Consider the following 14996-nt stretch of genomic DNA (forward strand, 5'->3'; position numbering starts at 1 on the left):
TTTTTTATGAAAATCAACAAATTCGCCATTGCAATATTCGCTGCGGCTGCATTATTTACTTCGTGCAAGAAATCTCCCGACACCACTTCACCTGATGAAACTACACCGACTTCAAATAGCTTATATAGTGTATGGGTGACAACCGCGGCTGGATCTTCTTATCTACTCACAGCTGATAATTTAATGAAAGATACGTTATTGACTCCCAATAACAATCAAGGAATTGATATTACTTCTCACCTACCAGCATCATTTTATGCTGTTTATGCCTACGCCTATGAAGGTAAATATTACCTCTCAAATGACGGCACCCGATTCAGTCAATTTGAAGTGGTCAATAGTAAGTCTTGGAAAGAAACGAACAACTATGCCTTCCCTGGAAACTTCTACCTGGGTAAAGTCTTAAAAGATATCAGCACGAAAGACGAGATGGTATTTACCAAAACTGCGGGGACAACAAATAAGGAGAAAAATGTGCTGGAACAACCCATCTATTTTATGAACATCAACAACATGACGATCAATAAAACAATGGGTATCGAAATACCTATGATCACGTTTAATCCTAAAACTCCAGAAGGTAAAGACCATAACCCTTATATCGTACCAACAAGCTTTTCGCAAATAGGCGACAAATTATTTGTCGGTCACAAATATAGAAGTAATGAAACCCGTAAGGATATTATCGATACAGCCTATATGTATGTATGTGATTACCCTAGTTTGGCAAATGGTAAAATCGTAAAAGATGCTCGTGGGGGCTTTGCCGCCGGCCACTGGGAAGTTCAGACACTTACTTTTACAGATGACAATAACGACCTATACATTGTAACCAAAAAGACAGATGCAGCGACATATGGCTTGTTACGTATTAAATCGGGACAGACTACTTTCGATCCAGATTATTTCTTCGACTTAAAAGATTACAACGTATTTAGCAACAACATATCACAGGTACAGAAACTAGGTGATGGTAAAGTATATATAAGTCCTTTTGTAATTGATCCCGCAAATAAAAAAATCGTGGCAGATCTACGGATTTTAGTCGGCGGCGGCGAATCAAAAACCACAATGAACTTTATGGAGAATGGAAAACTATACGATATCTTTAAAACAGACGAGTCTAAATGGTATGTATATGAATACGATCCAGCAAAAAATTCGGTAAAACGCGGTGCCGAGATCGATCCGGGAATTACGCAAGTTTATCACCTCAATAAGCTCAAATAAATAACCGCCAAACTTTAAGAAATACCTAGCCGGATATACAGTCAGCGTGAATTTTCCTAATGCTCAGTGTGCAAATTCGGAGCTAGGTATTTCTATATCGACAACGCATACGTTCAAATCAAATGAAAACACAATTAATAACCTTCCTACTATACTTTATTATGCTATCTGCTTCAGCACACGCTGTATTTATGGATACATCCCTGAAAGGTGTTAAAGGAAAATCTCATACTGTAAAAGTGGTTTATGATGAGCATGAAATGATTCCATCTATTCAGATCATCGCCCCAAGCGGCTGGATCAAATGGATGGAAACAGATGACAATGGTATCGTCAGATTTACACCAGAATGGAAAGGTAAATATTTTACTGAGGTCTCGAAAAAGGAAAAGGCAGAAGGACAAGCTTTTGAAGAATATAGTCGTGCCAGCTCGATGAGCTTTGCCGTAAAATAAATGGAAATGGCGATAAGAAAGAAAAGAAATAATTCAACGGTTCGGCTGGTCAATAATTGGCTGCACCTCTGGCTTGGATTGATCTCTGGAATTATTGTCTTTGTCATCTGTCTGATGGCCTGTCTTTGGGTTTTTAATCATGAAATTACTGATCTTGTTATTCCGAAAAAAGAACGGCAATATATCCTTGCAGCTAGCAAATCTCTGATTTCCCCATCCCAAATTAGCAGAATCGCAGACTCTCTTTACCCGAACAGCAAGGTCCGTAGTATTACATATACAAGAGATTATCCAGTTTCATTTACCATGCCAGCAAAAGAAACTGGGCACACTGAGAAAACAAAACCGGAAGTCCACCTGCTGCATCCCTATACAGGTACGTATCTTGGCGTAAAAACTGAAGACAATTCAGAAGAAGCAAGACGAAGAGAAAAATTAAACAGCTTTTTTGCATGGACACTCAATGGACATCGTTTCTTATGGCTTCCACGGGATATTGGACGTCCCATTGTCAACTATGCCACCTTGATATTCAGTATTACTCTAATTACTGGATTAGTGTGGTGGTACCCAAAAAAATGGACAAAATCAACACGGGAAAAAAGCTTTAAGATCAAGTGGAAGGCAGGCTGGAAACGGGTCAATCTGGACCTTCATAATGTAGTTGGTTTTTATTCTTTTCTTTTGATTCTATTATTGGCTGTGACAGGAATGTACTATGGTATCGACTGGTTTAACAGAGCACTTTATTGGTCTACAAACTGGGGAACCCCATTGGCCGAACGAACTTCTGTGCATTCAGATTCGACAAGGATCGATCAGTTAGCATATTTCCCAAAGGCTTTTGATCAAGAGATCCAAGGCATTCTAGCGCAATATAAAGATCCTCATTACCTGACAATCACTTATCCGGACGCTGAAAAAAAAGACGCTACCATTTCGGTATATATCCGTAATGATATGGATAGACAGTATAATAACCGCTATTATTCATTCGATCAGTATACAGGAAATTTTCTACCAAATAATATAACACTGTTTAATAAAGACTTCTACGAACTCAGCGCCGGTGAAAAATTCAGAAGACTTAATTACGATATACACGTAGGTTCTATAGGGGGATTTCCAACAAAATTACTCGCTTTTTTTCTAACATTTATTGCAGGATCACTGCCTGTTACAGGTTTTATTATTTGGTATAATCGTAAATGGGGAAAGAAAAAAGGCCGTAATAATTCAATGAAAGAATCTGATGCTATTTGTGACAATATGGTTCCAAATACGCAGGGAGATGCACAGATAAGAAAACCAAAAATCCGCTTTCGCCCAAAATCAACAAATACATAGGTTTACTGACCACTGTTTAATTTATGCTAATGACAGTCCTTTCACTAGAAAGGACAAAGAGGATACTTTTATGACTAAATCGACATTATTATCTATTCTGCTTTCAAGTTCTGCCGTAGGGTTAATGGCACAGACAAAAATAGCCGGAAAAATCTTTGACAAAGATGGGCATCCGATTAAAGGCGCTACCGCCAGCCTTCTACATTTGCCGGATTCAGCATTAGTCATGCAGGCAAATGCAGCCAAAGATGGCTCATTTCTATTCCATGTCATAAAAAATGGAGACTATGTTATCCGCTATAGCTCTATTGGGCACACGAGCGTGTTAAGTAGACCCTATCGGCTGAAAGGAGAAAATCAAACAACAATTCCTATTTTTCTACAGCCGGCCGAACATCAGATGGAAACAGTTCATGTAACCGGAAAGCAGGCCGGCGTGCGCCAATACGCCGATAAAATGGTTGTTGATGTAGAGGGAAGCGTTTTGGCTGAAGGAAACAATGTCCTCGAGCTACTAGAAAAAACACCTGGTCTTGTTTCCGATGGAAAAGGCAATTTTTCAATTCAAGGCCGTGCTGGAGCCAATGTACGAATTAATGGCCGTGACATGTATGTATCGGGCGAGCAGCTCGCAAGCATTTTGCGTGGACTTCAGGCATCTGAAGTGGCAAAACTAGAGCTGATCAGCAATCCCTCTGCCCGTGAAGATGCTTCCGGAACGGCAGGGATTATCAATATCGTAACAAAGAGAAATACAAAAGTAGGTTTCGGAGGCGATGCATTCCTGCGTGCCGGGCATGGCCGGAAATTCTATGGTGGCTTTGGTGGCGGCTTACATTATAAAGTAAACGGCCTAGATATGTACGTACAGGGTAATAAGAGCTATGACCGTGGCAACAGCCATAATCTGACCGAAAGAAGCTTTTTTAATCAGGGAAATTTGACGTCCTTTCAAAGACAGTATGAAAACAAAAAACTAGACGACGCCTCTTTTCATAGCGTTCGGGCTGGAGCAAAATATGAATTTTCTGATGGCGGAATCCTCGATGGAAGTGTACACTGGATGTATGGCAATTATAAGCCGTATGCCTCAATCGAAATGGATACCTGGAACTATCCAGCAAACGTGCAAACTGAACGTGCATGGAGTAACAATCAGTTTGATGAATCTTTCAAAAACTGGACATTTAACATCAATTATGTCAATAAATACGAGGGAGAAGATCATTTTTTAAAATTTAATTTTGACTTTGCTCCTCACGGAAATGACTACAATAATCGTTTCGAAACAAATAAATTCGATTTGCAATCGGAAAAAAATTCCACTACTGGAAGGACCAATGTACAAGATCTAAGCAATACGACTTATTCCGGAAGGCTTGATTATAGTAAACCGTTAACTGATTCCAGTAAAATCGAACTGGGCTGGAAAGGCACCTATTTTTTTATCAATAATGATGTCATCAATACCGTATTGGATAACGGCTCTTGGAAAAAGGATCCAAATACTTCCAATCGTTTTCAATACACACAGCATATTGAAGCACTCTATGCGATATTTTCCCGGAAATCAAAAAAAATAGAATATCAGGTCGGTTTGCGCGGTGAATATACCTTCATCAATGCCAATCAGGTTACATTGGACAAAAAAAATGATCAACGTTATTTTGATTTGTTTCCTAGCGGATCTTTTTTATACCACTTGAACGATAAAAACACGCTGAGGACATCTTTTAGCAGCCGTATTGAAAGACCCGGCGATCACGACATTAATATATTTAGGGTCTATGAAGATGCTTATAGTTACAATGAAGGGAATCCAGACTTAAAACCTGAAAAGAGTTACATCTCCGAAATAGGCCATGGCTACAAAAACAAGTTATTTACTACTTTGGGTGTTTCTTATGGGCGAGATATGATCAATTGGATTGTCCGTCAAGGAGATAAAGTTGGCGAAAATCTATCTAGACCAGAAAATATTGGACGCTATCTGAATTATAGCGGAAGTGTCATGTACAATCAAACGTTTCGCTCCTGGTGGACAGCAAGTCACTATATCAATGCTTTTTACAACAACTATTCTGGCGAAATCGGAAATGTAAATCTAGATTCAAAAGGATCTAGCTGGACGGCTAACAGCCGGCATACACTGCAATTCAAATATGGGTTTCGCACTGAAATAGCACTTTATTATCGGTCAGGAATTACCACAGGTCCTTCACGAACAGACAAACGGTACGGTATGGATCTGGCAGCAGAAAAGAAGATGTTCGGAGATCGAGGCATGATCAAACTGACCGCTAATGGTTTACTCAGAAATGCAAATCCGCAATTAATCAGCGAGTATGGAGACCTAAAAGTGTTTTATTCAGATTTTCCAGATAATAGAAAAGTCTTGCTGTCCCTAAGCTATCGATTCGGAAGCTAACAGGATAAAAATTATTAAATGAAAACCAGCTAATCCAACAATTTCATTTGAAAGCTATTGATTGAATAGAAACCCCTAAACAGCTTCAACCTTATGGGAAGAATTCGAATCGGATCTATTCTGAAATTCCTTAAAGAAATAAAGAACTAATAAAAACTGGGAATATCCGTAAACGGCGTCTTCAACGGGGATGGTGAGTATCCTGAAACCCATAAAATCTTTTGGGTTATAATTGACTACCGGAGATTCTAACCCTGTTCCGGTTAGTATACCATTCACGGGTAAAAAACCTAGCATCAGCAAAGTAAAGACCAGGGAAGCTTGGGTAATCCATTGTACCCGGAGCACAAAATGAAAGATCAATAGTGTAAACATAGTAACAAGAGCAGTCACTAGCGTGTAGATACGGTCAACATATCGAAGCGCAATGACTGCACATATAATCGTACTCACAAAAACCAAAATGTTATTAAAAGCACTTAACGATTCTAATTTAAAAAATTTGTCAATACAGAAATAGGTAAAAATGCAGGAAAACGGAATAAAGATAAAAAATAACCATTCTTCTAAGGGAAGGCCTGCTATGACCAAACCTATCGTATATTTTGTGTCAAACCACCAGACTCCACGGCTAGTAAACCAGATATCCCAAGCAATAAAAAAGACGGCAACAAGACCTGATGCTTTAAAAAATGGAACAAACTCACGGTCAAATCGCAGTCGCTTATCGAAAGATGCGACAAAGCAGACAATTACCGTAAAAAATAAGATAAGCGCATAAGTATACTGCATCACGTTTTGTCATTATTACTATACATTTTAAAATATTTAATCGGAACATACAAAAAGCCGAAACACTCCCCTTCTTCCTTGCCCAGATGCTTATGATGTTGCTTGTGGGCACGTCGGAGTGCCAAAAAGTATTTATTGTTTGTTTTGCTCAATAGTTTAAACCTTTGATGGATAAAAATATCATGTACAAAAAAATAGGCCATACCATACAGCATGATACCCAAGCCGATAAAAAACAGATAATTATAATCTCTCAGAGAACCAAAATACATCAGGGCGATCGTAGGCAAAGCAAATATGACAAAGAAATAATCATTTTTTTCTAAAAAGCCGTCGTTGCTGTGGTCATGATGGTCTCGATGCAAGATCCACAAAAAACCATGCATAATATATTTGTGAATCAACCAGGTAGCACCCTCCATGGTAATAAACGTGATTATTACAATAATAAAATTCATATGCTGTCTGCTGATAATTTATAAATAAGCCGCCTTATAACGCAAATAGCTTTTAAAGGCTACATAAGCCTTTTCGGTATTGGGAATACGGATTCTCTTTTCTAAAATTTCCTTTGAAGATTTCTTACGAATCTTGGCGAATAGCGAAAGATAGTATTTATAGGCTAGATAAACCCCAAATTTTGCTGATGTCGGTAATTTTTTAATTCCCAAAAGCGCTTCTTTAAATTCCTGTTGAATTTCTTCCTCGATTTGACCTTTTAGTGTATTGTCGAACACGGCCATATCTAAATTTGGAAAGTAAGTACGGCCAAGGGTCTGATAATCATCTTTGAGATCCCGCAAAAAGTTTATTTTCTGGAACGCGGACCCCAATTTCATTGCATAAGGTTTCAATTCATCATAGCGCTGTTTATTTCCTTCTGTAAAGACCTGTAAACACATGAGTCCAACCACTTCGGCTGAACCATAGATATACTCTTTATAAAGTTCCGAACTATAGTCTACCTTTTTTAAGTCCATTTCCATGCTATGGAGAAATTGGCGGATGAGATCAATGTCGATGCGATATTTCCTTACAGTTTCCTGAAAAGATTGCAAGATTGGATTCAACGAAATCCCCTCTTCCAAGGCATGATTTGTCTCCAGGTATAATCTTGCCAATAACCGTTGCTTATCATAACCATGAAAACTATCTACGATCTCGTCTGCGAGTCTAACATATCCATAAATTGCATATATACTAGCGCGAATGCTGGGCTTAAGGGCCAAAATACCAAGCGAAAAACTCGTACTATATTTTTCGGTCGTCTTTTTGCTCACTTCATAAGCAAGTTCATCAAATAGCTGTTTCATGGTCTTATGGATTATAATTTAATTTAATAGCTTCCTGGGCGACTAATTTTCCAGATATGATAGATGGTGGTACACCTGGCCCGGGTACCGTCAACTGCCCTGTATAAAAAAGATTATGCACTTTCTTATTCCTGATTTTGGGTTTCCAGACAGCAGTCTGTTTTAATGTATTTGCCAGGCCATAGGCATTCCCGCCATACGCGTTATAATCGAGGGCAAAATCACTGACACAGTAACTTCGTTTAAAAACGATCTGTTCATACAGATCTATTGCTCCTGTTTGCTTCTCAAGACGTTTTAACATCTGCTTCAGGTATTCTTCCCGCGTCTCCTCTCTATCTACAATATCTGTCGCCAATGGCATCAGTAGAAAAAGATTCTCCTGATTTTCTGGAGCGACATCTGGGTCTGTTTTCGAAGGACAGCATACATAAAATAGTGGATTTTGAGGCCATTTTTTTTCACCATAAATACAATCAATATGGTCATCTAGATCGTGTTCAAAGAAAAGCGTATGATGTCTCAAGTTAGGCATGGCTGATCTCATACCGAGATAATAAATCAAACTGGAAGGCGCAAAGGTCCTGCTCTCCCAATAAGCATCATCGTAGTTTCTCAGTTCCTTGGGCAAGAGTGTTTCGACATGGTGATAATCGGCGGAGGCAATAATAAGATCAAATGCGATGCTGCTGCCGTTAACTGTAATCGAAGTGATGGTATTTTTTTTGATCTCAAATTCATCAACATTATGGTTAAAATAAAATCTTGCTCCCTGCTTTTCAGCGACTTGCTGCATCGCCAGCACCAGCTGATAAAATCCGCCTTTGGGATAATGAGTGCCCAAGGCATAACCACCATAGTTCATCAAGCTGTACAATGCGGGAATATCTTTGGGTGAAGCGCCTAAAAAAATGACTGGGAATTCCATCAGTGTCCGGAGTCTTTTGTCTTTAAAATAGTGTGCCACGTAGGATCTGAAATTGGAAAGCAAATCCAATTTAAAGGCACTCAAAGCTATTTTTGGAGACATAAATTCACGCCAATTGTGACATGGTTTGTACACAAAATCACGCATCCCTACTTCGTATTTAAATTTTGCTGCTTCCATAAATTTATCCAGCTGCTTTGCAGCCCCCTCTTCAATGGATTCGAATAATTGTCTCAGATCCTCATAACAAGAGGGAACACTAATTTTCCCAGTATCAAAGATCATCTCAAATTGTGGATTCAGCGAGACGAGCTCAAAAAAATGGGCAGCGCTGCAGTCAAAATCCGAAAAGTAGGACTCAATAATATCAGGCATCCAATACCAGCTGGGGCCCATATCGAACTTGAAGCCCTCTGAAGTCGAAAACTGCCTAGCACGCCCGCCAGGCTGCCCATGTTTTTCGAAAACATGTACATCATAGCCCGCTTTCGCCATATAAGACGCCGCCGAGAGGCCCGAAAAACCGGCACCGATGACTGCAACTTTCTTTCTCATTTCCCGTTGAACTTTAATTTCCTCTATAGCTGATGAATACGAGTCCATGATTTACCCGATTCATTATTTTATTTCAATTTCTTCCAACAATTTTTCCGGAGCAATATTTCTCTCATAAATAACCTGATGAAAATTGCTCAATTTATTTAATAAGCCAATAAGCGCTATTTTCTCTGCATGGCTGAGATCGGCTGAAACAATCTTGGTCGCATGACGTATCTTTCCCATTTGTCCCTCCAAAGCAGCTAATCCCACTTCGGTGATATTAATCAGCTTACTCCGCTTGTCGTATTCAGATTCATGCTGTGCAATCCAGCCCTGCTTGATCAGTCTATTGATAATCGCCATACCAACGGGTTTCTCATGAATATTCCGTTTGATCAATTCCATCTTCGTCATCTCACCAAATGATTTCAATGTGATCAGATAGATAAATTCCTCTTGCGTAGAAAAGTCAGATCCACTTATTGCCGCCTTCGAATAGCTCTTTGCAAATCTATTCATGTGTACAAGTAAGGTGCTTATTACGCTCTCCGGACTACGCCCATTTTCTTTACCTTCCCAATCTGGCTCTACTGACGCGCCAAGCATCTCATCTGCTATCCAAGTTTTAAACCCCTTTACATCATCAGAGTACCTCTTTTCCGAATTTTCATCTTCAAATTGCTCGACCAAGCTGAGTATCTCTTTCAAAAGTCTATACTTCATAATGCTAAATTAGAACATAAATATACTATTAATAGTTTTAATTATTTTAAAAAACCTAAAAATAGAATAAAAATACACTTTAAAAAATAAAATAACTGTTTTAACCTAGCTTGGATGAAATATCCGGCTACTAGTCCAAGATTTGTATAAAGAAATAGAAACCGGATTTATTTAATATAGACTTAATTTTCACCGTGATAGAGATCGGAAAATATCTTTGCAAGTTTAGCCGGTTCTTCCCTCCATGCAGCATACATCTCCTGTCCCATTTCGTCCGGAACGATATCAGATTTCCCTAAGGCTACGCATGCTAATATTTTTACTGCGGTACTGTCTGGATCTGGCATATCCCAATCACTCTCTTTGTTCATGTCGGTGTCAATAGCTCCAGGATTGACAGCATATACAGACACCCCTGTTTTAGCCAATTCGATTCGCACAGATTGTGTGGCAGAATAGAGAGCAGCTTTAGAAGCAGCATACCCAGCAATAGAAGGTAAAGGAGAATAAGCTGCGATCGAAACAATATTGATCAGAATAGATGGCTTATTCTTGATTAGAATCGGAGCAAACGCGCGCATCATTTTTATTGTTCCGAAATAATTTACATTCAAGTCGTTTTCCATGCCTGAAAGGTCTCCCTGAAGCATATTCCCTGGGCTTAAGGCCCCAGCATTATTGATCAGAATTTCAGTATCTTGCGCAGTCATTACAGTTACGGCAACTTGCTTATCAACCGTGATATCTAACTGCAGCGGCACTATCCGATCATCATCGAATGCTGGCATCTTTTTTAAATCGCGGCAGGTTACATATATTTTCCTTGCCTCGCTGTTGAGGAGTGCCTTTACGAAGGATTTGCCAATGCCTCTATTGGCTCCCGTAATCAAAATGACCTTGTCTTTAAAAATTTGCATCGTGTTTTAGTTATAATTCAACACAAAGCTATTCTGAAAGATAGTCCTATCAAATCCGAAATATGCGATAATAAGAATTCACGTGACACGCCAGATTACAAAAAGAGCGTATCCGTAAAAGGCTAGTTGGAATAACCTATATTTTGATCATCATAATCGGTTGCCCCCCCCTAACAAAATTGTGTAAAGGTCTTCTGGTTTAACGGGCTTGACTAGCCATCTATTTATACCCATGGATTGACAATTCTGCTCTATATTCTGTATACCTGAATCAAATATTGGAATAATATTTTGTTCAAAACTGTTGTTAAATTTTTTTTCGCGAATATTCTTTATTGTTTCTATACCGCTCATGATGGGCAATTGATTGTCGATCAGAATAGCACCAAAATGACGTCCTGCCTTCAACATCTGTAAGACTTCAAAGCCATTTTTTGCCTGTACAGTATTAACCTTCTTTAAAAATAACATTTGAGCCAAAGCATTCCGCTCTGAATCTTCCTCTGCAACGACCAGCACATTCCCAACTTTTCTCAATCCTTCCCATTCATCCATTTCCCAAACAGAACGCACTTTAATAGTGAAAAAGAAACGGCTCCCGACACCAAAGTTGCTTTCCAATTTCAATTCACTTCCCATCATTTTAAGCAATTTATTTGATATCGTCAGTCCAAGACCGGTGCCGCCATACCGTTTGGTCATCGAGTTATCCGCTTGCGAAAATGCATCAAATATTTCCTCCAATTTGTCTTGTCTAATTCCTATGCCCGTGTCCTTGACGCTGAAACACAAAACTGCCGCGTCGGCTTCATGTGACACGACTGTAATGCTTAATTCAATCTTTCCCTTTTCGGTAAATTTTGTAGCGTTGCTCAGCAGGTTCATCAGGACCTGCTTAATGCGGAGCGCATCAATCCAGATATAGTGGGGTACATTGGCGGCGATATCCAGATAAAACTCCAAATTTTTGGCTTTGATCTGCATATTCAGAAAGTTGGTGAGCTGAACGACCAAATCGTAGAGATCTGCCTGTTCAATATCCAGTTCAAGCTTGCCGGCTTCTATTTTAGAGAAGTCTAGTATGTCATTTACAATCCCAAGCAACAAATTGGCAGATTGATCAACGATAGTGAGGTACTCACGTTGTGTATCTTCAAGCGCTGTCCCCAGCAATAAATCTGTAAAGCCAACAATTCCATTTAAAGGTGTACGAAGCTCATGGCTCATATTAGCCAAAAATTGAGATTTTGCCGCACTTGCCTGTTCTGCTATTTGTTTTGCCTTTTCCAGTTCCTCCCGTTGATGAACAATCCTACTAATATCTGTCGCAACGCCCAGATAACCGATGACTTCTTCGTTAATATCCCTTATAATAGTAACCGCCAAAGAAACATGTAATCTAGTTCCATCTTTCCGACAATAGGTCCACTCCCGCTGTTCGGCGCCGTGTAACTCGGCAGTCTCAACAAATATCCTAAAACCATCTACCGAATGCCCCAGCTCCATTTCCAGTTCCTTAGCTCTCGATAACAGCTCCTGTCCTACATGAAAATGCTCAGGGCCAAATTTGCCGATCACTTCCTCGCTGCTATAGCCCAGGAGATTTTCGGCTCCTGTATTGAACAATGTAATTACCCCAGACGTATCGGTCGCAATAATCGCGACGGCGGAAGTTGCATCAAGCACTTCCGCAAGCATTTTTTTCGAATTCGAAGATTCAGCTTCTATCCGTTTACGTTTGTCAATATCCTGGAAGGTACCATATAGGCGAACACAATGACCATTTTCAAAATCGGCATTCCCCAGAGCACGTATCCACAGTTCATGGCCTGCAAAGGTGACAATCTCAAGTTCCAGATCCCAAGACTCTCCCGTCGCAAGTGCATGCTCAATAGCTGTACGAATTTTATCCCGACTTGGTCCCACTTTATAGAAATTGAGTGCAGTCGTAAGGTCTGGCTCATACCCCTCAGGTACTTCATGTATCTCTCTTGTAATTTCAGACCAAACAATCTTTCCATCGAGCAGTGTATATTCCCATCCTCCTATTCGTGCCACTCGTCCGGTTCTTATCAACATGGCCTGCGCATGTTTAAGTTCTTTTTCCAGATAGTGCTGCTCGGTAATATCTACCGCATTGCCTATCACATAGGGAATCTTATTACCATGGGTTTGCAGAATATTATTAAACATCCAAATGCGCATCTCACCTGAACGAGTTAGGGTACGCATTTCACCTTTAATTATTCCCCGTTGTTTGATTGCCTCTAGGTAACCTTGTAAATTCTTGTGTCCTTCCGAAGGAACAATATCGAAAAGAGATAACATTTGGATCTCATCTCTTGTGTAGCCTAATATCTTAGCCCCAGCATCATTGACAGTTATGAAATTACCATTCAGGTCATGCGTACACATAAGTCCTTGAGAATTATCGAAAAAAGCTTTCAGTTTTTGCTCGCTTTCTTTATACTTTTCTTTCTCCTTCCGATTGACAATAAGTGTGACGACTTCATCTCGTAGAAGTTCCAGTATTTCTTTTTGATGCTGATCAAGTTGCCTTGGAACACGATCGATAACACATAATGTACCTAGAGCATATCCATTGGGATCAATTAATGGTAAACCGGCATAATAACGAATATGTGGTTCTGAAGTAACAAGTTCATTGGCTCTAAAGCGTTCATCTTTTTCGGCATCTTCCACTTCCATCAGTTGATCTTCTTCGAGTGCATACTGACAAAAAGATACATCACGTGAGGTTTCTTGTGTTTCCAGGCCAACTCGTGATTTAAACCATTGTTTATCTCTATCCACCAAGGAAATCAGTGAAATAGGTGTACCGCATACGAGCGATGCAATTTTTGTGATACGGTCGAATTCCTCCTCTGTTGCTGTATTTAAAATTTCGTATTCATGCAACACACGTATCCGATCTGATTCATTTGTAGTCGATAATTTAGCATTCATACAAAAGTCTTTATACGTTATTACTTACTCTTTTTAATTACTTATAGGTCTTCAATTATAACTCGTGGTAAAGTCGCTGTTATATGCCGCGATTCTTTAACGATTGGCCTCGATAATCCTATTTTCTACCGAACAAGACTTATAGAGAGCTCAACAAAATCTATATTAAATGTCTAAAAGCGGAGGAATAACAGCATCTTAAAATATAAACATGAACAACACCACATTAAAAAAGTTTTAAATAAAAAAAACATTTAACTTAAAAAAAAGAATCTATCCCACTGATTATTAATCGTAAATGAGGTATTATATACCTTTATATGATTGAAATTATCCAGATCTAACTTCTTTTATTTCCTAATATCGACCTGAGATACATGAGCACTTAGCGAATACCGTTTTAGGCAATAACATATACTGACCCGGACAAAATAAAGATTCACAAAAATCATTGTTCGAAATAGTCTATTAAACATATCGTTGCGACGAATGATCGCATCAATTTTTCAACATCGGGAAATATTGTGTAAAAAATTTAAATCTGATAAATCCAAGATCTCCAAAACGTCGTAAATAGGCATAAGTACAGAAAATTATAAACTAAAAGACTTTTGTTATGGAAAAGACAACAACGTCCCACAATGAATCACTATTGACCCTGGATAGTGAAATGGACAAAAAGGATCTCCGCAGAAGAGATTTTCTAAAATTTGCAGGAGCCAGTGCCGCATCGCTCGCCATCCTGGGGCTGTCCGGCTGCAAGAAAGACCGCGATGACGGCATGGACAATGGCGGTAAAGGATTATATTTTGGTAGTGGCGATATTGCCATACTGAACTATGCTTATGCACTTGAGCAGCTAGAAGCAGCATTTTACATTCAGCTTGTCAACAATCCATACGCTGGTATGACCGATATGGAAAAAGCATTTTTCACCGATATACGTGATCATGAGATCGCCCATCGTGAATTTTTTAAAGTCGCTTTAGGAGCCAAAGCGATTTCCAGTCTTGATTTAAATCTTTCAGGAGTCAATTTCAGCAGCCGTGAAAACGTACTGGCAACGGCCAAAACATTTGAAGACCTGGGTGTATCGGCCTATAACGGTGCAGGTTGGTTAATAAAGGACCCAAATTATCTGTTATTGGCTGGTAAGATTGTTTCAGTCGAAGCAAGGCATGCAGCCTGGGTTCGAGACATGATAGATAATGGCAGTTTTGCCAATCAAGAAGTTGTCGATTCCAATGGACTAGATGTTGCCAAAAGCCCAAGCGTCGTGCTGAGTGCCGCCGCTCCATTTATCAAATCGAAAATCGATGTATCGGATCTACCCACTTATTAATCCACCTAAACTTA

The 14996-nt window shown here is 39.4% G+C and carries 12 protein-coding genes; 5 read left to right on the forward strand and 7 right to left on the reverse strand.

Going from position 1 to position 14996, the window contains the following annotated elements; genetic code table 11:
- The first annotated feature begins 6 nt into the window (after positions 1-6).
- From AB1Z56_RS14180 to AB1Z56_RS14195, 4 genes are all read left to right on the forward strand, one after another.
- On the forward strand, positions 7-1230 hold the full coding sequence (locus tag AB1Z56_RS14180) for a hypothetical protein (RefSeq protein ID WP_309362625.1): 1224 nt from the start codon (positions 7-9) through the stop codon (positions 1228-1230).
- A 122-nt stretch (positions 1231-1352) separates the two neighbouring features.
- Positions 1353-1685, forward strand: a complete 333-nt coding sequence (locus AB1Z56_RS14185; RefSeq protein WP_426789429.1) for a hypothetical protein — start codon at positions 1353-1355, stop codon at positions 1683-1685.
- 6 nt (positions 1686-1691) lie between these two features.
- Positions 1692-3032 carry a PepSY-associated TM helix domain-containing protein gene (locus AB1Z56_RS14190; RefSeq protein WP_426789430.1) on the forward strand — a complete coding sequence of 447 codons (1341 nt, stop codon included), beginning with the start codon at positions 1692-1694 and terminating at the stop codon, positions 3030-3032.
- 70 nt (positions 3033-3102) lie between these two features.
- Positions 3103-5460, forward strand: a complete 2358-nt coding sequence (locus tag AB1Z56_RS14195; protein ID WP_426789431.1) for a TonB-dependent receptor domain-containing protein — start codon at positions 3103-3105, stop codon at positions 5458-5460.
- A 75-nt stretch (positions 5461-5535) separates the two neighbouring features.
- Here the strand turns inward: AB1Z56_RS14195 and AB1Z56_RS14200 are convergent, their stop codons facing one another.
- The 7 genes from AB1Z56_RS14200 to AB1Z56_RS14230 all read right to left on the reverse strand — a co-directional run bounded on the left by AB1Z56_RS14200 (position 5536) and on the right by AB1Z56_RS14230 (position 13640).
- On the reverse strand, positions 5536-6252 hold the full coding sequence (locus AB1Z56_RS14200; protein ID WP_426789432.1) for a lycopene cyclase domain-containing protein: 717 nt from the start codon (positions 6250-6252) through the stop codon (positions 5536-5538).
- The gene (locus tag AB1Z56_RS14205; RefSeq protein WP_309362620.1) at positions 6252-6710 is read right to left on the reverse strand and encodes a sterol desaturase family protein; all 459 of its coding nucleotides are present in this window, start codon (positions 6708-6710) and stop codon (positions 6252-6254) included. The genes AB1Z56_RS14200 and AB1Z56_RS14205 overlap by 1 nt, the downstream gene beginning before the upstream one ends.
- Before the next feature lie 18 nt (positions 6711-6728).
- A complete protein-coding gene (locus AB1Z56_RS14210; RefSeq protein WP_309362619.1) occupies positions 6729-7565 on the reverse strand; it encodes a phytoene/squalene synthase family protein in 837 nt (278 codons plus the stop codon).
- A gap of 4 nt (positions 7566-7569) precedes the next feature.
- The gene (locus AB1Z56_RS14215; RefSeq protein ID WP_426789433.1) at positions 7570-9048 is read right to left on the reverse strand and encodes a phytoene desaturase family protein; all 1479 of its coding nucleotides are present in this window, start codon (positions 9046-9048) and stop codon (positions 7570-7572) included.
- 63 nt (positions 9049-9111) lie between these two features.
- Entirely contained in the window at positions 9112-9756 is a 645-nt protein-coding gene (locus AB1Z56_RS14220) for a MarR family winged helix-turn-helix transcriptional regulator (protein WP_426789434.1), read from the reverse strand.
- Positions 9757-9938: 182 nt separating this feature from the next.
- Entirely contained in the window at positions 9939-10673 is a 735-nt protein-coding gene (locus tag AB1Z56_RS14225) for an SDR family NAD(P)-dependent oxidoreductase (protein ID WP_426789435.1), read from the reverse strand.
- Between the two features lie 150 nt (positions 10674-10823).
- Positions 10824-13640 carry a PAS domain S-box protein gene (locus tag AB1Z56_RS14230; protein ID WP_426789436.1) on the reverse strand — a complete coding sequence of 939 codons (2817 nt, stop codon included), beginning with the start codon at positions 13638-13640 and terminating at the stop codon, positions 10824-10826.
- Between the two features lie 616 nt (positions 13641-14256).
- Between AB1Z56_RS14230 and AB1Z56_RS14235 the strand changes: the two genes are divergently transcribed.
- The gene (locus tag AB1Z56_RS14235; protein WP_309362614.1) at positions 14257-14982 is read left to right on the forward strand and encodes a ferritin-like domain-containing protein; all 726 of its coding nucleotides are present in this window, start codon (positions 14257-14259) and stop codon (positions 14980-14982) included.
- Positions 14983-14996: the final 14 nt, after the last annotated feature.

This window comes from Sphingobacterium sp. WOUb80, assembly GCF_050058145.1.
Lineage (GTDB): Bacteria > Bacteroidota > Bacteroidia > Sphingobacteriales > Sphingobacteriaceae > Sphingobacterium.

Excerpts from the sequence above, each read along its gene's own strand:
- AB1Z56_RS14180 (WP_309362625.1), top strand. The coding sequence starts at position 7 with ATGAAAATCAACAAATTCGCCATTGCAATATTCGCTGCGGCTGCATTA.
- AB1Z56_RS14185 (WP_426789429.1), top strand. The coding sequence starts at position 1,353 with ATGAAAACACAATTAATAACCTTCCTACTATACTTTATTATGCTATCT.
- AB1Z56_RS14190 (WP_426789430.1), top strand. The coding sequence starts at position 1,692 with ATGGCGATAAGAAAGAAAAGAAATAATTCAACGGTTCGGCTGGTCAAT.
- AB1Z56_RS14195 (WP_426789431.1), top strand. The coding sequence starts at position 3,103 with ATGACTAAATCGACATTATTATCTATTCTGCTTTCAAGTTCTGCCGTA.
- AB1Z56_RS14200 (WP_426789432.1), bottom strand. The coding sequence starts at position 6,252 with ATGCAGTATACTTATGCGCTTATCTTATTTTTTACGGTAATTGTCTGC.
- AB1Z56_RS14205 (WP_309362620.1), bottom strand. The coding sequence starts at position 6,710 with ATGAATTTTATTATTGTAATAATCACGTTTATTACCATGGAGGGTGCT.
- AB1Z56_RS14210 (WP_309362619.1), bottom strand. The coding sequence starts at position 7,565 with ATGAAACAGCTATTTGATGAACTTGCTTATGAAGTGAGCAAAAAGACG.
- AB1Z56_RS14215 (WP_426789433.1), bottom strand. The coding sequence starts at position 9,048 with ATGAGAAAGAAAGTTGCAGTCATCGGTGCCGGTTTTTCGGGCCTCTCG.
- AB1Z56_RS14220 (WP_426789434.1), bottom strand. The coding sequence starts at position 9,756 with ATGAAGTATAGACTTTTGAAAGAGATACTCAGCTTGGTCGAGCAATTT.
- AB1Z56_RS14225 (WP_426789435.1), bottom strand. The coding sequence starts at position 10,673 with ATGCAAATTTTTAAAGACAAGGTCATTTTGATTACGGGAGCCAATAGA.
- AB1Z56_RS14230 (WP_426789436.1), bottom strand. The coding sequence starts at position 13,640 with ATGAATGCTAAATTATCGACTACAAATGAATCAGATCGGATACGTGTG.
- AB1Z56_RS14235 (WP_309362614.1), top strand. The coding sequence starts at position 14,257 with ATGGAAAAGACAACAACGTCCCACAATGAATCACTATTGACCCTGGAT.